Source organism: Candidatus Acidiferrales bacterium (assembly GCA_035515795.1).
Taxonomy (GTDB): domain Bacteria; phylum Bacteroidota; class Ignavibacteria; order Kryptoniales; family JAKASW01; genus JAKASW01.
The window spans coordinates 146395-168163 of record DATJAY010000003.1; the positions used below are offsets into that span (position 1 = coordinate 146395).

The 21769-nt window shown below is 46.9% G+C and carries 15 protein-coding genes; 3 read left to right on the forward strand and 12 right to left on the reverse strand.

Features of this window, described 5'->3' with window-relative positions; genetic code table 11:
- Positions 1-477: 477 nt before the first annotated feature.
- The 10 genes from VLX91_01870 to VLX91_01915 all read right to left on the reverse strand — a co-directional run bounded on the left by VLX91_01870 (position 478) and on the right by VLX91_01915 (position 19313).
- Positions 478-3960 carry a protease pro-enzyme activation domain-containing protein gene (locus tag VLX91_01870; GenBank protein ID HUI28935.1) on the reverse strand — a complete coding sequence of 1161 codons (3483 nt, stop codon included), beginning with the start codon at positions 3958-3960 and terminating at the stop codon, positions 478-480.
- 912 nt (positions 3961-4872) lie between these two features.
- On the reverse strand, positions 4873-8412 hold the full coding sequence (locus tag VLX91_01875) for a protease pro-enzyme activation domain-containing protein (protein ID HUI28936.1): 3540 nt from the start codon (positions 8410-8412) through the stop codon (positions 4873-4875).
- Between the two features lie 877 nt (positions 8413-9289).
- Positions 9290-13363, reverse strand: coding sequence for a T9SS type A sorting domain-containing protein (locus tag VLX91_01880; GenBank protein ID HUI28937.1), 4074 nt, complete (start codon positions 13361-13363; stop codon positions 9290-9292).
- A 14-nt stretch (positions 13364-13377) separates the two neighbouring features.
- Positions 13378-14343, reverse strand: coding sequence for a hypothetical protein (locus tag VLX91_01885; protein ID HUI28938.1), 966 nt, complete (start codon positions 14341-14343; stop codon positions 13378-13380).
- A 225-nt stretch (positions 14344-14568) separates the two neighbouring features.
- Positions 14569-15657 (reverse strand): hypothetical protein, encoded by a 1089-nt coding sequence (locus VLX91_01890; protein ID HUI28939.1) that lies wholly within the window; start codon positions 15655-15657, stop codon positions 14569-14571.
- A complete protein-coding gene (locus tag VLX91_01895; protein HUI28940.1) occupies positions 15658-16296 on the reverse strand; it encodes a hypothetical protein in 639 nt (212 codons plus the stop codon).
- A 459-nt stretch (positions 16297-16755) separates the two neighbouring features.
- The gene (locus VLX91_01900; GenBank protein HUI28941.1) at positions 16756-18039 is read right to left on the reverse strand and encodes a T9SS type A sorting domain-containing protein; all 1284 of its coding nucleotides are present in this window, start codon (positions 18037-18039) and stop codon (positions 16756-16758) included.
- A 40-nt stretch (positions 18040-18079) separates the two neighbouring features.
- A complete protein-coding gene (locus VLX91_01905) occupies positions 18080-18535 on the reverse strand; it encodes a hypothetical protein (protein HUI28942.1) in 456 nt (151 codons plus the stop codon).
- A gap of 32 nt (positions 18536-18567) precedes the next feature.
- Positions 18568-19038, reverse strand: coding sequence for an outer membrane protein assembly factor BamC (gene bamC, locus VLX91_01910; protein HUI28943.1), 471 nt, complete (start codon positions 19036-19038; stop codon positions 18568-18570).
- Entirely contained in the window at positions 19035-19313 is a 279-nt protein-coding gene (locus VLX91_01915) for a hypothetical protein (GenBank protein ID HUI28944.1), read from the reverse strand. Before VLX91_01915 ends, bamC begins: the two co-directional genes overlap by 4 nt.
- A 48-nt stretch (positions 19314-19361) precedes the next feature.
- Here VLX91_01915 and VLX91_01920 point away from each other — a divergent pair, with 48 nt between their 5' ends.
- Together VLX91_01920 and VLX91_01925 are read left to right on the forward strand one after the other, a co-directional pair.
- Complete coding sequence (locus tag VLX91_01920; protein ID HUI28945.1) at positions 19362-19832, forward strand: hypothetical protein; 471 nt, start codon at positions 19362-19364, stop codon at positions 19830-19832.
- Between the two features lie 75 nt (positions 19833-19907).
- Entirely contained in the window at positions 19908-20315 is a 408-nt protein-coding gene (locus tag VLX91_01925) for a bacteriohemerythrin (protein HUI28946.1), read from the forward strand.
- Positions 20316-20382: 67 nt separating this feature from the next.
- Here the strand turns inward: VLX91_01925 and VLX91_01930 are convergent, their stop codons facing one another.
- Positions 20383-20709 (reverse strand): hypothetical protein, encoded by a 327-nt coding sequence (locus tag VLX91_01930; GenBank protein ID HUI28947.1) that lies wholly within the window; start codon positions 20707-20709, stop codon positions 20383-20385.
- A 61-nt stretch (positions 20710-20770) separates the two neighbouring features.
- Positions 20771-20950 (reverse strand): hypothetical protein, encoded by a 180-nt coding sequence (locus tag VLX91_01935; GenBank protein HUI28948.1) that lies wholly within the window; start codon positions 20948-20950, stop codon positions 20771-20773.
- Positions 20951-21238: 288 nt separating this feature from the next.
- Between VLX91_01935 and VLX91_01940 the strand changes: the two genes are divergently transcribed.
- Complete coding sequence (locus VLX91_01940) at positions 21239-21748, forward strand: DinB family protein (GenBank protein ID HUI28949.1); 510 nt, start codon at positions 21239-21241, stop codon at positions 21746-21748.
- Positions 21749-21769 lie beyond the last annotated feature (21 nt).

The following is a 21769-nucleotide window of genomic DNA, read 5'->3' on the forward strand; positions in this document are numbered from 1 at the left end:
AACGCAGATTATCCGAAAATTAAACACGAACCTGTTGCATTCTAAAGAACTTGAATTCACTCCTTACATGACCTATTCATATGCACAAAATCTGATACACCGACTCGATTTAAACTTGCACACACACATTGCGAGTGTCAAGAAGTTAGGTCAATATTTTCAAAAAGTCTTTTTTTACTTAATCCTTGTTGCAAATGATCGCAAGCATTTCTTAACACTCACTTTCAAGTCAATGCAAGTTTATTGCAACGCCTGTGCCACTCTTTTTGCCCTCAAAATATTGAAATCTGAACAGTCACTCCACTGATTGGGCATGCTTCTGCCCACGTCGATGGGCAAGAGGTTGCCCGCCTGTGCGCAAATCATAAGAATGGCATCATCACTTAAATACCAAATAGAGCTTGTGCAGGACAAAAACATGCCCGATCCCCAAAACGGGACCGGGCATCAAACGAGATTGCATTAACAGCAATGATATTACTTCGTCAGCAGCATCTTCTTGACCTGATTGATACCGGGAGCAGTCAGGCGATAGAAGTAAACTCCACTCGCGAACCTCGAGCCATCAAAGTTCGCAAAATGAATTCCGATTCCCTGGTCCTCGTTCACAAGTTTAGCTACCTCTCTGCCGAGAACATCATAAACTTTCAGAGTAACGTATCCACCCTTTGACAGGTCATATGCTATCTTAGTTGTCGGGTTGAACGGGTTAGGATAATTCTGTCCGAGCTCATTGGCCTGCAACTCCACCGGATCTAACTCTTCTGTGGATTGAAAGTTCGGCATCGTTCCGGTTTTCGGGTCAACATAATTCTTGAGTGCTGTTTGGGCATCCGATAGTTCCAAAGGAGTCAACAGACTTGCCTGACTCTCAATCTGTTTCAGAATTGTCGATGCGCTGCTCGGATTATTCTCATTGTATAAGGCAATATAAAAGGCGTTCAACTCCGCTCTTGCCGCCAGCGATGTGTTCGGGTTATACGTGATGATATCGCTATTAACTCCCTTTGCAGAATCTATCTGACCCTGCTTCAGATATAGGTATGAAAGGAGGATTACTTGCTCATTGCCTGCCTGTCTGGAAAGAGACTTGAAATAACGAATTAAGTCCGGCGTGGTCTCGCTGTTGGCACAATTGTAAAGGTCGACATATGCGGCTTGATTTTCGGGATGTCTATCGAGATACGACATAAAGAAATCCTTTGCTTCATTGAACTTGCCATTGGCGCGAAGTTCAACCCCTTGAAGGAGTGGATCGACCGGTGATGAACTGACACTCTCGGAGTTCGTAGCTGTCAATGTCCGATCTAAGGAATTTGCAGAAGAGACCGACTCCGAAGTCGAGGCGTTGGCTACTCCCTTCGACTGGACGGATGGAAGAGGTATTCCCGTCCAAGGATCGGTCGGAAGTGGATTGGTATAAATGACGCTTGACCCGGATCCGAGCATAAATGTTCCGGAGGGATTGGGATAGACTCCCCAATAGTTTTGATATGCGCTAAGAGCGGGAGGCCCCGAAGTAAAGTAGATATTCCAGGTGTTTCCATAAAGACTGTTGAACCCCTCATCCGACTCCGGTCCCCCAAGCGAGGGCCAGCTGGATCCGGTAGCGTAAACGCCATAATAGCATCCCGTGATGCGGTTGTTCATATATGGAGGATTAAACGGGTTCCAGTAAAGCCAAGGTGATGAGCTGGACACGGCTTCAACGCCGTAACGAAAATTACGGATATCATTCTGCCAGAAGTTGCCGCCAGAACCGCCCTGACAGACGACACCTGCGCTCGATCCTTGGCTCTTGTTCCTGTAAACCTGATTCTGGAAACAATTAAACGATGCGGCATAGAACTTCAAGCTGGACAAAGCATTCACTACTATGTTTCCCTGGATCGTGCCGTTCGCATTGTAGGCGTATATCCCATAGTTTGGTGGAGTATCGAGCATGGAATTCTCGACGGTGATATTGGAACAGTTATAAATCTCAACATCCCCTTGGCTTTCATATATACCGCTCAGGATCGAACCGTTTGCACCGGAACCGTTGAAGTAGATTCCGCCAGCGCCAGGAAAGGTGAACGTAATGGGATCGCTCCAGTCTGTACCTCCAACTGCTATGAGCGTACCATTCACGGTGAGCCAGGCAGCGGAGGTGAATTGCACTGTTGTGCCCGGCATTATTGCTAGAACTTTTCCGCTTGGTATGGTGTAGGTGGAGTTTTCAGTGATAGTTTTGTTGCCATTTGTGCCCCAGATGGTCATATTAATAAGATCGTTTATTATTGGCTGCCCCTTAGGCGATCCCCAACCTGTACAAAGATCAAATCCTGGTTCGGCATTAAATAAGTTGTTGTTGCCGCTTGTGACATCGTGAAAGACGGATGAGTAGAACGACGATTCACCCAACGAATAGATGGCCGGATTTACGAAACCGACTGGAGGATCACCACTAGCGGCGGCTTGCTGATTGACCAGAGCGGCAAAACCAGCCCAGAGAGGAGCGGCGAAGCTTGTGCCTCCACCAGTGTCGTCATGACAGTAGTAGAAATAAATATTTGATGCCGTGAGCGCAACATCGGGTGTGTTTCTCCTATTGCTTGAACCGCCGTTTTGGACCATGGATACACCCTCCTGCCAATACGGGATGGCGTAGGCACTGCTTGTCCCGCCGGTACTTCCCTTTTCGCCATAATTCCAAACGGATTCTGAAACGTATGAGCCACCGGGGCCTGAAGTAGTCAGACACGTACCCCCGACATCCGTGAGATAGGGATCGTCATTCGGAAATACCATCTGACCAGGGTAGAGGCCATCGTCGTCTCCGGAAGCCGCAAAGAATGATTGTCCCTGAGAAATCATTTTCTGAAGATACTGGTCATAAGGATTGTACAAAAACTGGCCCTGGTTGTTGTAGACCCCTTCGTACGGCGCGCCCCATGAGCAGCTGAACTGTTTGATCGCCGTGTTGTTTGCCATGGCGGCCAGCATGTCATCCCAAGCTGTCGCCGTGCTGTTGTCAGAGTCTGGAGATTCTTCGTACACTGTTATCTTGGCGTTTGGTGCCATGGCCATGACCATTTCGATATCTAAAGCCACCTCTGCCATGTAACTCGAATCTTTAAAGGGTCCCCATGGTATTGGGATTCCATTGAATCCGTCCACCAATACAGTAGACAGACTTGGATATGGCAATCCTTCGTTGTATGCATACGCGTTAACGTCGCTGGAATTGAACCCGTCAAACTCCACGAGCCCGACAGTCTGACCCTGACCATTGAGGGTAACATTCGGGAGATACGCCGCTCTCAAGTCCGTGGCAGTGAAAGATCCGCCCATGCCGGAACCTGTACCTGATCTTGCATTTTGTGTATTCGTGACGCGTCCGAAATTCTTAATTCGTGGCCGAGGAGCATAATAGTTGTCTAACCCGCTGATGTGTAAGATTGGCACCGAAAGGTTCAGCGTTGGCTCCACGTCCGGTGCAAAGAAGGTACGGTTCTCGGTTGGGTGACGGTAAACGTTCAGCTTGACATTTAATGCTTTTTCAATTGCGGTCACCGTCCCGCTTACATCCAGAAGCATATTGTCGGAGTGAGTACCGACTATAGTCAGCCCATTTTCTTTCGCGAACGTCATGACAGCCTGATAATCCTGCCTAGTGGGGCCGAATCGGGAAGTAAATTGCTCGGGAGTCAGATATTGGTGGTAATTTGGACTCGTCGGATCGTAGAGTTGTCGCAGCAAAGTATTGAGCGCATCCTGGTTGCGTAGTGGCAGCATGATTGCAAGGTGCAGAACCTTTGTTTGGTTCAGTCGCTCCATGGGACTGAGGCCTAGCCTCAAAATTCCCGCAGGCACACAGCCGCGGACTACCTGTTGTGCCTCAGCATTGATGAAAACACCAAATTGGCAAAGCATAAACACGGATATTAGAAACCAGAATCTTATTGTTACCTTATGCATTTGGATTTCCTTTCAGATTTTTGAGTTGATAGAACCATTTGGATGATTATCTGCGGCGGATAGAAAGGCGCACATATCCATGACAGAGGGACAAGGGACAATAGGCTGATTTGTTTGCCCTTCTGCCACGAGAGACGCTCTCGATGCCGCCTTCGGTCATATGAACGTTTTCATGCCACTTCTCCTTTCCCCATGTCTGAAGATATTTGAGCTTCGGCACCTCCCATGTGGAAATGCTTCGATTCGGCCAGAGAGACAGGCCGCGATTGAATGCAAGGGAGTGTCGAGTGTGACGAAATTTATATATGCCACGAGCAAGCGAAGAGAAAAATGTAGTAAAAACTGGGATTATCGATCTGGCCAGTAGACATTGCATCCTCCATTGAATTAATCGCCTGATTGGATGCTTCATCGCTGCGCGGACTGTGAAAGCGAGATCGGATATTTATTCGTGCTCCTCCCATATTCTTTTTCCTCCGACTAGCCTGTCGCCATGCAGTTGTTCTGCAATTCATAGGCACTCAGTCAATCATACGTAGAATTCTCCAACGCTGGTGCGAAGAAATGAACGCCCTACTCTCAAGACGCTGACTTCAGAAAGGATCGCAACTCTTGACCGGCGATCTTCACATCACTCTCATCTGCGTTGTCGAGTCTGCGCATGCATTAGTCAAAGTGTAATTGATAACTCAGTCCAAGAAACTCGCTTGTTCCATGGACGTACACAAAATCCGAAATAACCGACTCGTTCTTAATATGATATTAGGTTTCCAAAATTTCAAGATTCCCTGAAAATATTTTTAGGCGAACTGCCGTCACAACGTGTGCAGGTGATAAGCGAATGATCCTGTAAAAGAATGGAGGTCTGAGCGTGGAAGAGCTCAGACCTCAAACGAAGTTTCGGTGCTTCCGCTATTTCATCAACGACATTTTCTTTACTTGATTGATGCCGGGAGCAATCAAGTGATAGAGGTAAACACCACTTCCGAGTCGTAAACCATCAAAGTTCGCAAAGTGAATGCCCGTCTCCTGGTTTTCATTCACAAGCGTAACGACTTCTCTGCCAAGGATGTCATACACTTTTAGCGTTACGTACCCACCCTTTGGCAAATTGTACTCGATTCTTGTGGTCGGGTTGAACGGATTGGGAAAGTTATTCAACAATCCAAATTCAACGGGCGAGGTCACCTTAGCATTTTGAGACACATCGGTGTTCGGAACCGTTGGTTGAATCTTTCCGCTTAGCACCTCACTGTGCCACGTAAGGTTATCTGTCGGATACTTTGCCTTGAGTTGACTCCAGTATCTTCCCGACATCGCATTATCGTTAAGTTCAACGCGGTAGAGATAGCCGAGGTTGAACAAAGCATCTCTGCAGACAACTCCGTCATTAGAAAAGTTGGACAACAACGTGCTGTAATTGGAAATGGCTGCATCATATTCCCCGGCAGAGATGAGGAAGAGGCTTTCCAGCTCAAGTGCTTTCGCGTAAAGAGGATCCTTCGTTGAGAGCCCCGGGTAAACCTGCTTGACGAGAAAACCTGAAAAGTCTGTCCGGTTCGCCGACCTGTAGCACTCGGCAAGTTGTTCTAACTCATATATCCTCTTCTGACTGTCTGTCTCAAGCGTGAACTTCGAAGCATACTGCGCAATTGCATCATCAAACTTGCCAGAAACTAAGCTTTTGAATGCATCGGCGAGACCGGCATCCATGAATGTCGCATCTGCATTGAAGGATTGGTCCTGGCTATTCGTTGTCGAAGTAGCGGCCAAGGTCCCAGAGGGTGAAACTCTCTGAGAGACGCTTACCAAAGATGGAGCATTCGCTTGATCAGTTTGTCTTCCCGAATTCGGATCGGACGAAAGCGGATTTGAAGCGTCCAGTGACGAAGTCCCGTCAACATAATATAAGGGAGCTGGTGGATGTCCGACCCAATAATTGTACTCCGCCGACACGTGGCTGCCGTACACGGCTACTACGCACAGTGAACTGTTGCCGGTAACGCTGTTCAGTCCGGGCGGCGATGATCCCATATAGACGTTGCTGGAACTTGCCACGACTCCGTTTGAAGAGTTGTTTCGCAGAACATTATGCCCGGGGTCGTTGTACTGGTCGGAAAGGTGAGCAGGGCTGTTGGATTCGCAATCGATTCCCTGGTTCCCATTGTTCGACATGGTGCAACAGTAAATATATGGAGTCGAACCGGTAACACAGTTGATGCCATCCCGCCCGTTATACTTGATGGTATTGAACTGCACCCACCTCGGCGATGAATTGTACATGATTATCCCGTCGGATGAATTTGACGTGATTGAGTTGTTGTCGATCTGAGGTATATTGAGAGTCGTGCTTGCGTTGTTTAGATAGATCCCGAACGTATTCGCCGTGATGGTACAGTATTCGATATCCGGTACGGTATTGTTTCCATACACCCCGCGGTAAGCGTGCTCTATCGTAGCATACCTAATGTAAGCATTCGGATAACAGCTTGAGCAGCCGTTCACTGTTATACCGTTCTGTGTCGACGAGTTCGGCGAGCCGAAGTCAAATGTTATCGGGCTCGAAGCAGTGCCCGCGACATTCAGGGCGCCATTGACAATCAGTGACGCACCATTTGAAAATGTCACATGTGTGCCTGGTAAAACCAAGAGACTAACTCCTGATGGGACGGTAAAATTCGAACTAATATTGACGGTCCCAGCCCACACGCTGGCGGTAATGGCGTTGATCAAGTTTTGTCCGTACGGAGTTCCCCAGCCTGTGCAGAGATCGTACCCGGACACCGCGGAGAATTTCCCGGAACTACCCGGCCATGCATTATTACCTGTCGCAATATCATGGAAACCACCGAGCGACGCATTGTTCGCTCCAATCCAATAAGCGGAAGGATTGATAAAACCGACGTACTCGCCGCCGTTTGCGGCAAGCTGCTGGTTCACGAGAGCGGTGAATCCTGCCCAGAGCGGCGCAGCGCAGCTCGTCCCTCCTTGATCTGGGATATCCACACCGTCAACGTACTCGTAAACGCTGTCTGCAACTAAAGCGACATCAGGCACATTACGTTTCGTTGTAGATCCCTGATTATTTGACATATTGACACCTTGCTGCCAACTTGGAATAGAGTACAGAAGAGATGATCCTCCGCTGCTTCCCACAAAAGCGTAACGGTAATACTGATATGTGTTGGTGTTCCAGACAGTTTCCGACACATAGGAGCCTCCCGGTGCGCTCAAAGTCAGATGAGTTCCGCCTACTTGAGTGATGTAGGGATCTGAAGATGGAAAAGTGAAATAGGATTTAACCGTATCTCCTCCGCTTATCCAAGTGGAATTGATTATGGCATCCTCGTCTCCGGAAGCGTTGAAGAACGACTGCCCCTGAGCGGCCATTTGCTGGAAGCTTTGATCAGCTACCTGAACGACGCTGTCAGGATAGAGTCCCCAAGAACAACTCAACTGCATAGCAGCATCATCTGTGGCCATCCGGTTAAGAACATGCTCGAAGTGTTGAAATACATCTCCATATGGCGATGTTTCGTAAACGATTACTTTGGACAATGCAGGGGCCATCGCGATAGCCATTTCAATGTCTAAAGTCACTTCTTCTTCCCCGGTCCAATAGGGTATCACATTGCCGTCGAATCCGTCGAGCAACACAGTGTCCAACATGACCGCAGATAGGCCGGTTTTACTTTCATATGTCGAGACGTCGCTGGCATAGTACCCGTCGAATTGCAGTAATCCGACCGCTTGTCCTGACCCTTTGAGTGACACGCCGGGTGCATAGGCCGCACGGAAGTCCTTCGAATCGTATCCATAGCCTGGTCCAGATCCATTATTTGTCGACGGAGAAGGGTTTTGGCTGGTTGGTGAATTCGTTTTTGTGCGTGTTGCAATAAATGCGTAATCACTCAGGCCTCCAATAGACAACACCGGGGTTGCCAAGTCGAATGAAGGGTCCCTGTCTGGTGCATAAAAATTGCGTGATTTAATCGGGTGTTTATAGACAAGCATCTGCACATGAAGAGCCTTCTCAATATCACGAACCGTCGCGCTCACATCGAGCAACATGCGATTGGGATATGTATTTGTCACAGTGAACCCATTTCTTTGAGCGAAAGCAATGACAGACTGGTAATCCGCTTGCGTTGGACCAAACTGGCCCGTGAACTGTTCTGGGCTCAACCAGTGACGAAAGTTCTGACTGGTTGGATCGTAAAGTTCACGAAGAAGATCGAAGAGACCCTGCTGGTTTCGTAGCGGGAGGCCGATAGTAAGCTCTAGGTGCTTCGTGCTATCTAATTGAGCAATCGGATGCAGTCCAAACCTCGCGATATCCCGAGGAACATGCCCATGCAGTACCTGCTGGCCCATGGTGTCGATTGAGAAACCGATCTGGAGCAATAGGAAAGCCGTAATCGACAACCATAATCTTGATATGATCTTTTTCATTATTTTCCCTTTCGAAGCTTTGAATTTTGACAATTAGTTCATTAATTATTTAAGGCAAATAAAAAGGCACACCTATCCGCCTCAGGCGGATCAGCAGCGTGAGCCGATTTATTTACTGTTTCTGCTATGGGCGGCGCTGCTACGCCGCCTGTAGTTAAATGAATTTCAGCATATTTATACTCCTCTCTCCCACTGCCCCAAGTTACTCATGCGGTCTGAATGACGTTCGGTTTGTTTGAAATGACAAAACCAGGAGGGACTGTAAACGATAGTTATAATGACTCTGGAAGAATTCCCTGAGGACAAGTGTTGATAGCACACAACCCACACCTTGTTTACGTTTAGCCGACAAAACTTTTAGAACAGTGCAGATTCAACAAACTCCATGCCACCCCTGATATGAGGTTTCCATATTGTTTTACGATGCAGGAAATTATTTTGGGAAAAAGATTTCTCACTTGCGTGGGCAAACGATTGCCCAAACCGCATTGCACACTTTATACTTTTCACGATTGTATTCGACTCTTTGAACTGTTTCTTAAACTTGTGTTCCCAAGTGACGCTTGAGTTACAACCGCAGGTTTCCACCAGATCAACAAGAGCCAGATGAACTACCAACCGTGAAGAGAGATCTTTCTGGATTTTTATGCTCATTGGTCATTGGTATGGTTGATCACACGGCAGGAGTACGAGCATTGAGACGTTCTACGCTCTTCGACCGGAAATCGAAAGAGAAGTCTTATTGCAACATGTCCGTTGCTATGGCGTTAGAGATCTCAGCATCCCAAATGAAGAGGAGTGCGCTATAAGACACGAAGATGCCCGATCTCCAAAATGAGACCGGGCATCAAACGAGATTACTTTGATTGCAATGTAGCTACTTTGTTAGCAGCATCTTCTTAACTTGACTAATACCAGGTGCAGTCAAGCGATAGAAGTAAACGCCGCTCGCAAGTCGCGAACCATCAAAGTTCGCAAAGTGGATTCCAATTTCCTGATTTTCGTTTACAAGAGTTGCCACCTCTCTGCCGAGAATGTCATAGATCTTCAGGGTTACGTGCCCACTCTTTGACAGATTGTAGGGTATCCTCGTCGTTGGGTTGAATGGATTTGGATAATTTGACATCAAGCCAGCTTGCATCTGCTGGCTGATGATGGCACTCGAATCCGCAACGGCTGAACTTGCTGCAGCTTGACTTGTATCGCAACTATTGAGAAGGTATTTCGCAAACTGAAGCAGATCATCGTTTGGATAAGCATCCTGCAATTGGGCGAAACATATCTTAGCCTTGGAGACTTCATGCAGAGAGTTGAGATACAAGAAACCAAGATCGAAAAGTGCATGCTTGTATGTCTCTTTATTGCCTTTGAAGTCTCTCAATATCCCCTGGAGATTAGTCGCCATTGCATTGTAGTTTCCGTTGTCAAACAAGGTCTCGTTTTCAAATTCAATCAAGAGAGCTTGAAGATCACTCTTCGGTGTCGTCAACGGCGCGACGGTTGAATTCAAATAGGCATTGAACTGTTCTTTTCTGTTGAGGCTACGGAAGCACTCATCCAGTTTTCTTAGTGCATACCGTCCTCTGACTGTGTTGCCTTCTTGGCTGAATATCACTTCATATCCTGCAATCGCTTCGTCATACTTCCCCTGGAATCCTAGCACAAGTAGCTGCCCAAGAGCATCGTCCGTTGTCGAGGAATCTGCACCTTGAGTCACCGACTTTACGCCGTTTGGGCTTTTTTGCTGCATATTTCCACTAATGAGATTCCCCGGAGTAGCTTTGGAGCTACTGCTGTTCAACGATGCATTAGGATCGGAACCTGTCAAAGGATAATTTGAATAAACCGTGGTTCCCGTCGCACTCACTTTGGGAGATATGTTGTTCCACCAGTTGATCTGCGCCCATATAGTGCCGTCATAAACGGCACTTATGTCACAGCTCGGATTCTGTTTGAAACTGTTGTATCCACCGTAGCTGCTATTTTGCCCTAAGAACACACTACTTCCGTAACCTGCGCTGATACCGCAACTACTGCAATTCATCAGAGTGTTGTGTCCCTGGAGAGGATAACCATTATGGTTTGAGTCGACGTATGCTAAATACGCTGGGCATTGATAGCAATTGAGCCCGCAGGGATTACCGGACATAGTGTTGCCCACCAATATCGGCGCGTAACTGCTGCTTGGCGAGTTATAGCAGTAGACACCGGAGCTCCCATTGCTCGTGATCTTGTTGGTGTCCATATAGAATGTTGAGCGGTATGCCGCGATGCCGTAGCTCGAGTTGTTTTGAATCGTGTTATGGGCAATCAAATTATGGCCGTTGACTCCGTTCAAAGAAACGCTTATGCCCGTCGTATTATTCAAGATGGTGCAGTAATTAATTGACGGCAGAGATCCGCTGCAATTAACTGCGGTCGTCGCGTGCTGGATGCTGTCGTAGCTAAGCGTTCCGTAGCTGCCAGAGTTGAATGTGATACCGTTCCATGTGCCTGACGAACTGCTTCGGTCGAGCATGATCGGGCTTGACGAAGTGCCTACGGCATTCAAGGTACCGTTTACCGTAAGTCCGGCGCCACTTGCGAAAGTCACCTCAGTACCTGAAGAGATAGTCAGTTTCACTCCGCTATTAACGGTTACGGTACCTGAAACGTTGACCGAGCCGCTCCATATTGTGTCGCTGGAAATAGTTCCTGAAAACGACTCGAATTTAGAAAAGTTGATCGAGTACGGCGCAGCGCTACCGGTTGTCCAAGTCGCAATGGGGAAGGTGATTTCTCCAAAATTTGGATCTAACGCCGGAAGACTCGGCCCCGTCCCGGTCCCAAGATTAATGACCTGTGTCCATGATCCCAGGGAGTTTATGGGCCTTACGCATTCCCCGATGTGACTTCCCATCTGGAAGAGAAGGATTTCCCTCTCATTGCTGTTCGTATAGAACATCAAAGTCGGGCTCGACAGGTAATCGGAGCCATGTGTGAACTGCGTAGTGCTCCAGTTTACTCCGTCGTCGGTGCTTTCGCTGTAGTAGACAGTATGATTAGATGTGTTCGCCCATGCTATTCCAATCGCATCATCGTCGGCTTCATAGGCGATGCAGGGAGTTGTTGAGGAAGAACTGTTTGGGACAACAACGGGGGCACTCCAGCCATTGAACATTCCACCAGAAGTAGGAGGTGTAGAGAGACTTATGAAGCGAATCGAGCTTCCCCCAGTTGAGTAGGCGGCATAGTACACGCCCTCCGCACAACAAACTATCGAGGGAAACTGTGGATTTGTGCCAAGGCTGTTGTCCGCGAAGATTGCAGGGGCACTCCCCGTTCCTGGGTTTGTCTGGGCAGCAAAGTTGTTACCGCCTTCGGACCAAAGGACCACGACATTGCCACTGATTTGATCGGCAGCAATGACAGGGCTTGAATGCTGCGGATCCAAAGAAGCTAAAGGGGTACTCCCGCTCAAGTTGACTGGCGTGCTCCATGTTGTGCCGCCATCAGTTGATCTTGAACTGTAAACCATCCAGTAATTGTTAGAGCCTTGAGCCTCTTCATGTTCCCACACTACATATACATAAGTGCCGCCGCCCGGCTGAACAGCTACTGCGATTGCTGGATTTATTCCATCACCTAATTTTACCTCGTTGGTCCATCCGCCGCTTCCATTGGTTTTCGTGAACCATATAGAGCCAAGCGAAGCGTAAACGGCATAGCGAACATCATAGTTATCGATCGCGATTTTGCAGCCGTCGCCCATGGTAGCAGTGGAGATAGAAGAGACAAGATGCCCCTTATAATTGGCTGAGAGTGTAGATGGAGAAGAAAGCGATATGGTTCTTGAAGCGGACGTGACTCCATCGCTCCAATTGTAGAAGCTCCATGTATTACCGTTTAAGGAAAGCGGGTTTATCGCACTGATAGGTGCACGGTACGGCGGCATAAACGCGTAATCGCTGTAAGGCGAAGATACCGTCTGCCCCAAAAAAGTAAGGCTGTTGCTCGCAGATGTGATTGCTCCCTCGAGGCTTGTTTGTATGGTAACTGCTTGGGCCGGCTCAAACGTCGCTGTGAAAGTTTGATCGCCGTGAATTGTAACGGTTCTCTGACTTGCTGATGTTTGATCATCCCACTGATAGAGTCGCCAATTTTGTCCAGAATAGTTTATCGCCGTTGAGGAGGTTCCAAACGAAAGGCTCGAATTAGGCGAAAACCAATCCGAATACGGAGACAGGGGAGTATTCCATGTCCCATTTTCCAACACTTTGACGTTACCAATGCTAACGTCTCCACCGACATTATTTTGGATTGTGATCAACTTGTTGCCGGCAATGGTGTAATAGAATTGGACGTAACTATTGCTAGGATTGTTCGGGTCGACTACCGTTGTTAACGTCGGAATCGTTGAAGTGAAATAGGAAGTTATGGCTGATGGTAAGAGTTTTGTGCCTGAGTTAAGTTCAATCGGTCCAATCAAAGAAACGATTAGCTGTACTCCTGGAATTATAAATGCATTGGTTAAGAATGAAAAGTCCCCCCATGATGAGGCGTTTTCAACATCTGTGGGATCAAAGAATAATTTGTAACCATTTCCCGATTGTTGCAACTGGAAATTACCGTAAATAGTAACGCTAAAGTGAGTAGATGTATTATTTATGAAATCAAGGGGTTCTTCATTCGTAACGACGATGGTTGCTGATATGCTGGCTGAGTTATTGGAACCTATAGTAATGCTGCCAGCATCAAGATTCAGAAACCATCCATGACTCCACCATGTATGATGATAATCGCCAATATTCACAGATCTTGTTTCGACCATGGTATTAATAGCTTCATTCAAAGTGCTTTGGGTAATCTTCACGCTGACATCCTGTTGAGCGAAAACACTTTCAATACAGATGAAATTCAGCTGAAAGAAGGCGATCAATGCCATCTCTAAACACAGTTTATTTAGTTTCATAGCTACCTCTTCTCTTAGAAATTTTCTTTGTAATTTGCGTTCTTCATATTTGAGATTGAGTGGCTCGCATCGAAATCTTGACTCGGAGATGTGCAAATGACTGGAGAAATATCCCACTCCCCTGCATACCAAGTGTTATCCTTAGTAAAAATAATTCGTTCGATGTAAGTTGTGGATGCCAACCCTAAATCCCCGATGTACAAACTTGCCTGGCCGACTTTTGGGCAAACGATGTTGGGACTATTGTCGTACAGATCCTGCTGCAAGTCTTCTGTAAAGACCTTGACCTGAGACACCGTTACTTGAAAATTCGACCCAAAAAACAAGGAATCATGTCCTGACGAAGTCTGTTCAAATGCTAACCAAAGGGGATTAGATGTATTTCCATATAGATATGTAGACACAATAAGGTCTATGACTCCCTGGCCTACCTGCCATCCTACTGCAAGTGAATCGAGAAGGATGGCACGTCGAGCAAACCACTGAGTATTTGCCGTGTCGATGAGCTCCGATGGATACATTGTAATCCCAAGGGAATTATAATAGTGAATCAGCGTATCCTTCACCCATTGCGGCAGCCATGATATATTATTTATCTGTGTCGGAAGATCAGTCAGAAACGCCTGCACTTGCGGGGAGGAAACCTGCCCGGCTGGAATATTCACAGAGGGATTAACAACAAAGTGGTACACGTCTGTTGTACCATTGTAAAGGTCGAATACCATCTGCAATTTGGCGTTCCCAGGCGTGAGAATAATTTGGGGTAATCCCAAAGCTAATTTGTAGTTCACTCCGCTATAAGGAAAGTTGACATACTGTGGGATTCCCCATGAATTGTACGCAGTATTAAGAAAACGATTGATTGCCGTTTGTGTTATTTCGACCGTAGCAGCAATTGTGTGTTCTCCTGCAAAACTTTTGGAATTTAGCAAAGGAACACAGACCATAACAAAGAAGAACAATTTCCTGACTGTGTTCATGATTTTTACTCCTTTACTTTTTGGTTGATGAAATCGTTAATTATTTTGTATATCTTTTACCTGGCATTCATAAGCGCCTCCTTTTTTGAATGTGCTCTAATTTTGGCAAACAAAAAGGCGGCGTTGTCACCGAAAGAGGTGATAACGTTTGTTGCTAATGACCGCCCTTAGTTTGCCGTTTGCGCCCTCTGTTCAGTTGCCACTGTGCAGAGGGTTTTTATTTCTTTATTGCGTTCCTCTGTACGCTATTGCCTGGTTTTCACCATTCTCATAGCCTACGATAAAGACACTATTATCTTTTATCCAGATGCCGTTGAGATTAGACTGCTTTGATTTGTCAAAAAACTGATTGTATATGTGCCATGAATTCGCATTCCAATGAATTATCAAATCGTGCGAGCCGCAGATAAAAACATTATTCGCTGAGGAGTTGCCTCGCACGGCAAGCATCTCTGCCAAATAGTAAAAGTTTTCGGTCGGGGCATTATTCGGAATATTAGAAAGCCTCCAATTCCCAGGTGTACCCTCGTAGCAAAGATCGCCAACTACATATATCTTGCTGAGTGTATTAGACCAGACACCATGAAAGCCACCATAGAGAGTTGTATCACTTTCATTTCCCCCTTTTGCCACCGTTTTCCATGAGATACCATCTGACTCTAGTAATACACCTTCTCCTGTACTATCCTGATTTCCTGCAGCATATATATGTGAATCGTCCAATCCCCAAACCGAATGAAGGTTCATAGTTGTACCACTTTGTTCTTGAGTCCAGGTTGTACCATCATATTTGAGAATCAACCCTCCCCACCCAACAGCATAGAGATTTGAAGAACTAGTACCCCACACCGACTGAAGCAATGCATATTGTTGCAGTTTCCATGTGGTCCATGATTTCCCATCCCAGTGACTTATCAGAGCATAGTTATCGTTGTACACTGGAACCTCACCCACGACCCAAAAGTCATCCGTGCCGAATCCATAGATACCAAACAAAACTCCGTCCAGATAATTCGATGATGACCACTTCGTTCCATCCCAACGCATTATCGCTGTGTATGCATAGGGAGAATATGATAATATTACAATTCCAACTGCATAAACATTATTTATATCTGTTCCCCAGACATTGTACAATACGCTCGGTTGAGTACCGATCGAGTCAATTGCCCAAATAAATGTATGACTCGTGGAATCCGAGCCACCTCCATGGTGCGGGCCGGTGAGCAAGTTGCAGCTAAACGAAAATATCAGTAGCACATTACAAGCAACTACAACAAGAAAATATTCTAGCGTTGGTAAGATCTTTTTCATCTATTTACGCACTCCTCGTATTCCAATTCCAAAGCTGTATATCCCCCATATGAGATTATTTCCGAAATATTGATAGTCAAACTTCGGATAAAACTTCAGTCCCCAAAGTGGGACACCAACTCCGGCGCCAACCACTCGATTATTATTTGTAATTTCTGTCAAGCTCGCAGAGAAAAAACTGTTAGAAAAATCTGATGATGTTGTCTTCAAGAAATGATAAATACTGTAATGAACATACGGTTCAAAGCCGCTGATGTTTTTGCTGAGTGTTCCACCATATCGCAAATAAGTATAGCCTCCAAACAAATCTCCGAAAGTCATATCAGGAGCAAAATCGAACATCTCGAATGTTCCAGGATTGATCTGATCCCGCAGGGACACTTCAAGCAGTCTTGGTATAACAAACCGTCCGTCGGCTTCGAACCTCAGCGGCAATCCAAGTGACAAAAGAAATGATGGGACAAAAGCAAGGCTTTGGGAATATGTGACCGAATTGTCCGTGCTTTTTATAATAATGTCGTCCGCTCCAAAGCCGAGCGAGAACTTGCCCGGCTCAAGCGTTCGACCAGTATAAAAACTGCTGGAAGTGATACAACCAAGGGACCCAATTGCAAGTATGGTTAATATAAAATGTTTCATTGGGGTTTTCCTCCTGATTGATTTCTCTAATCTCGCTCAAGTGTACTCACTAATGCAATGCCGACGGCACTTTTCGCCTTATTAACATCTGGATTCAATCGCTTGTCCTCGCTACCCAAGGAACAGTTCCCTAAATATGCACGGGTTTGAATTTCAACACAAATGTAAGTGGGGGTCATAAGGCACACACAACTCCTTGGAATAACAGTCTCCCTTTATCTCCTTAAACTTTTCCTCTGAAACGTGTCTCCCTGAGATGAATCTGTAAAAGTCCGTTTCTGAAGTTGCCACCTTTGGTGACTCAAGATCTATGCCGTTGTTTTTGCCTTTAAAAGAACGGGATTTCGAAGCTCGCTTTGGAAAGTGAGCAAAGGTTTGCCCACTTGATTGGGAAATCCCTTTCCCAACCAGGTTGTAAGCCTGGCTAATTTTCGCAACTGAATCTCAGCATGACGCGTCTCACTTGATCACCATTAGTTTCTTTGTCTCCGCAAAATTTCCGGCAGTCATCCTGTAGAAATAAACACCGCTCGGCAAGTTTCCTGCGTTGAAAGTCACCGCATGATCTCCCGCCGTTTCTCGTTCATCGACAAGAGTCTTCACCTCCCTTCCGAGCACGTCGTATATCTTGAGTGTTACGAAGCTACTTTTTGGCAATCCATAACTGATTTTTGTGGAAGGATTGAACGGATTCGGGTAGTTTTGCGAAAGAGAAAATCTGATTGGTAAGGTCGCCGCTCTACCCTTCACAGAAGCGACAACATTGGTGCTTTTGTACAGTCCGCCCCCATGGGTCCCGGCATAGAGATAACCGTCAGACCCAACGGCCAATGAGAAGACATGGCGGCTCTGAAGGCCGCTGTCGATTTGTTCCCAGCTCTCGCCATAATCTGTCGAAAGAAATACACCATTCGTGTCTGTACCGGCGTAGATTTTGTTCCCCGCCGCGATAACGAGAACAGTCACATTGTTATTAAGCCGGGTAGTGTCAGTGGACGAGAAAGTGGCGCCGTGATCCGTTGAAAGGAAAACACCGTGCCATGTTCCTATGAAGATATCGCCATTCCCACTGGTAGCCCAGGCGTTTACAACTGCGAACGGGTCACTTACAGATACGCCGCTCCATGATTGGCCGTCGTCAGTCGATCTTTCGGCTCCGCCGAATTGGAAAGATACAAACAGGCAACCGCTTACTGAATCGCAGAAGACGGAGTGGACATCGGCAAGTGATGAACCCTGATAGTATTGGAATGTGCCAAATGCCGTTGAAGACACATACCATGAATAACCATTGACTTGATGAAGGCCATCGCCGTATGTTCCAGCCCATACGGTCTTGGTGGAAGGATTAAAAGCAAGCGACATAATGGGAACTGTGGCACCGGTGTAATCGTAAGTAGTATATTGAGTAGACCAAGTCTGTCCGCTGTCGCCGGACACGGCGATTTGGTCGTATCCCCCTGCAACGATGTACCCCAGCGGAGATGCGCATATTGGATTGCCGCCTCCGGGGTCTGGCCCGCCGGCCTCAGTGTCCCAAGAAACGCCGGCATCTGTTGATCGATATATCGCGGGTGTCCTCACAAAAAGATAGCCAGCACTGTTCGCTGCGATTGAGAATACATAGGTCTCAGGCAGGCTTGTCTTCTGCCAGAAATCCGTTTGAGCCTGGCCGTGGTTTGGAAACACGACCACGGTCAGCAAAAGATTCACGGCACGCATGAAGGAAAGATTGTGTTTCATTTGTCACCTCACGTTTCATCGGTCATCCTGTGAGCAAGAACTATTTTGAAATTTCAAGCAGCTTACTTTTGAATTCTGCAAAGAGCTTATCGGCGGCATCCTTCGTACCATGGCCGAAATTTCCCTGAACCCCAATTATGATGTCTACATGCCTTCCTCCGTTCGTCGACTTGACGCTGATGGATTGATAATTCTGGTTGCCAAGGAGAATGCCCGATGTAGTGACCGTGCCCGTCGAGATTTGAATTTCGCCCTTCGAGGAGTCGATTGAGCTGACATCCAAGGACATTGACTTGCCCACAGCGGCGACCAGGTCAAGGATGTCAGGATATTGGCGGGTCAAGTCAATCGAGTACTTGCCCTGAAAATTCTGGATTGAGCCCCCGACCATGTAACCAACCCCCGTGCAAGAGGCGATGAGAAGACACATCGAAGTGATGAAGTAGGCGAACCACGCCCGTAAGGATTGTTGAGAATTATTGTTTTCGCTTCGCATAAGATACCTCCTGTTATTTGAACCGGGGAAGGTCAGTGACTTGGCAGAGATTTGTCGATCCTCTCGTACAGCCAGTTTTCCAGCCCCGTCACCCTTTCCGCATTATCTTTGCTCACATCATGCCACGCCATCGATTCAGAGGAAGATTCAAGCGTGCAGATTATGGTGAGCTTCGATTGCGACTGATCAACACTCTTAATAGTGATCGCGTACTTATACCTTGTTGTTATGTCCGGCATTCCCGGAACCAAGTTCATTTGGGTTGGACCCTGGATGTAATCGGTTGTGATGCGCCCGTCGGATTTGTCTGAGGACGCGATGTTGACTCTCTGACTTTCAAGGACAGCTTCAACCGCATTCCAGAGAGTATCGATGGAGGCATTGTAAACCTTCTTAGGCTGGTAATTCGCGGTCGGCTCTGGGAAGGTTGCCGACCCGACGTCGACGCAGGCCGAGATAGCCGTACAGATGAATAGCAATGAAGCATAAAGCAGTGATTTCACGATTGTTCCCCTTTCATAATTTTGTCTTTGTTCTTTTTAAATCTATTGGTTGGGATAAGGTCCCCTAGGAGATCCTTCGACTTGAGCGAATCAAGCCTCAGCCTCCGAAGGTCATCTTCAATAATCGCCTGCATCCTTTCGATTTGGACGGGACTTCCTCTTATTCCCCGGAGAATTTGTCTGACATACGACGGAGTGACCCCCAGCATCGCTGCCAGGACAACCTTGTCGATCCCGATGAAAAGCACATTGCTTCTTTTATTCGCAATAGGCATCTTTGTTTGTGTTTCGCTGGCGAAACAAGATAAGAAATATTCTTACTAATGTCAATAGGCAAACATAGAAATATTCCGGCACGCGATCAACGCATTGAAATCGGGGGCCGGGTGGAGGAGTACAGGAAGATCCTCGGATTGGGCAAAGTGGAATTCGCGAAGCTTCTTGAAAAGAACCCCGCTGACTACAACAAGTACTTGGACGCGCGACTCGATCCTCAGGGCTTGTTCTTAGCCCTAAGAAAAGCGGGCTGTGACCTCAACTGGCTTGTTGACGGGAGCGGCTCGCCGCCGAAACCTGTCCTGGGCGAGTCGATCCTCGAATACGAATCGGAAGAAATGAGGGAAGAGGTTGAGGCCGAGAGTGACAGGATCGCGAAGATAGTGCAGCTCTCATCACCGGGCATTACGCCCGTTCAGGCACGAGATTTACGTGAAGCGTTGAAGAAATGGGTAATTAAACGATACCTAACGGAGCACGAAGGAACTCGGAAATCGGTCAAAAGAGAAAAGGGGTAAGATGAAGGGGTTGATGCTCTAGCTCACTTCGCGATGCTCTAATAAAATGAGGGGAAGAAGGGAAGAGATGAACCAGTGCAATTAATCCAGTGGACCCAAGAGTTGAGCGTCAGCATCGAAGAGTTCGACAGACAACATAAGAAGCTGGTGAACCTGATGAACCTGCTCCATAATTCGATGAATAAGGGGGAAAACAGAGATGTACTTAAAAACTTTCTGAACGAGCTGGCAGACTACACGGTTTATCATTTCAAGTCAGAAGAGAAACTGCTTCAGGAACACATGTTCCCGTTGTACGCGATTCACAAAAAGGAACACGATGAGTTGACAAAACAGATCTTCGCGATAAAAACAAGTTTCGAGCAAGGAAATACCTCTCTCACTGTGGAATTCATGGACTTCCTTAAGAATTGGCTGAACAAACATATCCTGCAGGTAGATAAGAAATATTGCGACTTCTTAAATTCCAAAGGAGTCCATTAGAACTAACGAACAGCCATTGTACAGTCCTTGCGGAAATATGGTTGACGGGTTGAGGTCGCGAGTTCAGCTAGTCACGCAACAGATGGCGTATCGCGAGATCACGATCTCTGAAAAGAGTCACATCCAAACCGGCATTCCTCGCTACAGTCTCGACGAAATCATGGGAGTTGTCTTCCGGGCTCACCAAAAGTGCAACCCGGGCATTCTTATCGATGTCCGGTGATATCATTATGTCTTTAAACGCGAAGTCGTAGTTGTTCGAAACCGAATCGACATTTCTGGACTCAGTTGCATCCACTAAGTATCGGGATATCCCAAGTTTCTTTCCCAAGAAGTGTGCCTCGAGGTCTTGCCTCAGCGCCATCTCGCTTGTGAGGTCTCCCTTGATTTTCAAAACAATGTAACTCCGACTAGCAGCTGGTCTTATAGTATATGACACTGGCGCTGTTCCGTTTTCATTTCCCTAACAATCCACCCGGGGAAAAATGGCGGCAGAATGTACTGTTGACTTGCACGCAGTGGAAGAAGTCGGCACCAATCCTCAGCTCCGAGAATCCTTTCTCCTTCTTTTCAGTGTAGAAAGGATCGTACCAGTCAACGTAGCTCCATCCGGCTGTGGTGCCGAAGATTTCCATAACTATCGCTTTCCGCTCTCTTGTAAATTCCTCTGAATTGTCTGATTCAGGAAACGAAATCTATCGCGACGGCTTTTCAAAATCAAGTTCTCCGGGAATGAACGGAAACATGCCAAATGGATGTTACCTTTACCGTATGAAGAAGGCCAACCTTTCGGTCTATGGCCTCCTAAGGAAGTCCAAGAACCATCTTTATGCAGGAAAAGTATTTCTTCGTGGAATAAGGCGCCGTTTAGGTGCCATTGAGTGAGCCGCAAGGGCTATGCCTGGAGAAAGAAAAGGTGAGACATGGAAATAACATCGGTGAAATCATTTCTCGATTATTACGAGCGCGTAAGGGAAAGAACCAAACGGCTCATGGAAGTAATTAGGCCCGAACATCTTGACTTTGCCTATATGCCGGGGAAGTTCACGGTCGGAGACGAAATAAGGCATATCGCAACAATCGAACGCTACATGTTTGCAGAAACCGTTGCAGGGAGACGGAGCGCGTATCAGGGTTGCGGAAGGCAATTAGCAGACGGTTACGAAAATATCTTGAAATATTTTGACGACCTTCACAGGGAATCTCTTGATATTTTCAGGAGTCTCAGCGATGAAGATTTGAAACGCAGATGTACAACCCCGGGGGATGTACAGATGGCGATATGGAAATGGCTACGCGTGATGGTGGAACACGAAATACACCATCGTGCCCAATTATACATATACCTTAATCTTCTGAAAGTGAAAACACCCCCGATATTTGGTTTAACAGCAGAAGAGATACAAGAAAGAAGCGTCAAAAATCCAGCCTGACAACTAATGGCGGCAAACTGG

Bases quoted from the DNA above. Each gene is read 5' to 3' on its own strand.
- VLX91_01880 (HUI28937.1), bottom strand. From the start codon at position 13,363: ATGAAACTAAATAAACTGTGTTTAGAGATGGCATTGATCGCCTTCTTT.
- VLX91_01870 (HUI28935.1), bottom strand. From the start codon at position 3,960: ATGCATAAGGTAACAATAAGATTCTGGTTTCTAATATCCGTGTTTATG.
- VLX91_01890 (HUI28939.1), bottom strand. From the start codon at position 15,657: ATGAAAAAGATCTTACCAACGCTAGAATATTTTCTTGTTGTAGTTGCT.
- VLX91_01875 (HUI28936.1), bottom strand. From the start codon at position 8,412: ATGAAAAAGATCATATCAAGATTATGGTTGTCGATTACGGCTTTCCTA.
- VLX91_01915 (HUI28944.1), bottom strand. From the start codon at position 19,313: ATGCCTATTGCGAATAAAAGAAGCAATGTGCTTTTCATCGGGATCGAC.
- VLX91_01885 (HUI28938.1), bottom strand. From the start codon at position 14,343: ATGAACACAGTCAGGAAATTGTTCTTCTTTGTTATGGTCTGTGTTCCT.
- VLX91_01905 (HUI28942.1), bottom strand. From the start codon at position 18,535: ATGCGAAGCGAAAACAATAATTCTCAACAATCCTTACGGGCGTGGTTC.
- VLX91_01900 (HUI28941.1), bottom strand. From the start codon at position 18,039: ATGAAACACAATCTTTCCTTCATGCGTGCCGTGAATCTTTTGCTGACC.
- VLX91_01895 (HUI28940.1), bottom strand. From the start codon at position 16,296: ATGAAACATTTTATATTAACCATACTTGCAATTGGGTCCCTTGGTTGT.
- VLX91_01940 (HUI28949.1), top strand. From the start codon at position 21,239: ATGGAAATAACATCGGTGAAATCATTTCTCGATTATTACGAGCGCGTA.
- VLX91_01935 (HUI28948.1), bottom strand. From the start codon at position 20,950: ATGGAAATCTTCGGCACCACAGCCGGATGGAGCTACGTTGACTGGTAC.
- VLX91_01920 (HUI28945.1), top strand. From the start codon at position 19,362: ATGTCAATAGGCAAACATAGAAATATTCCGGCACGCGATCAACGCATT.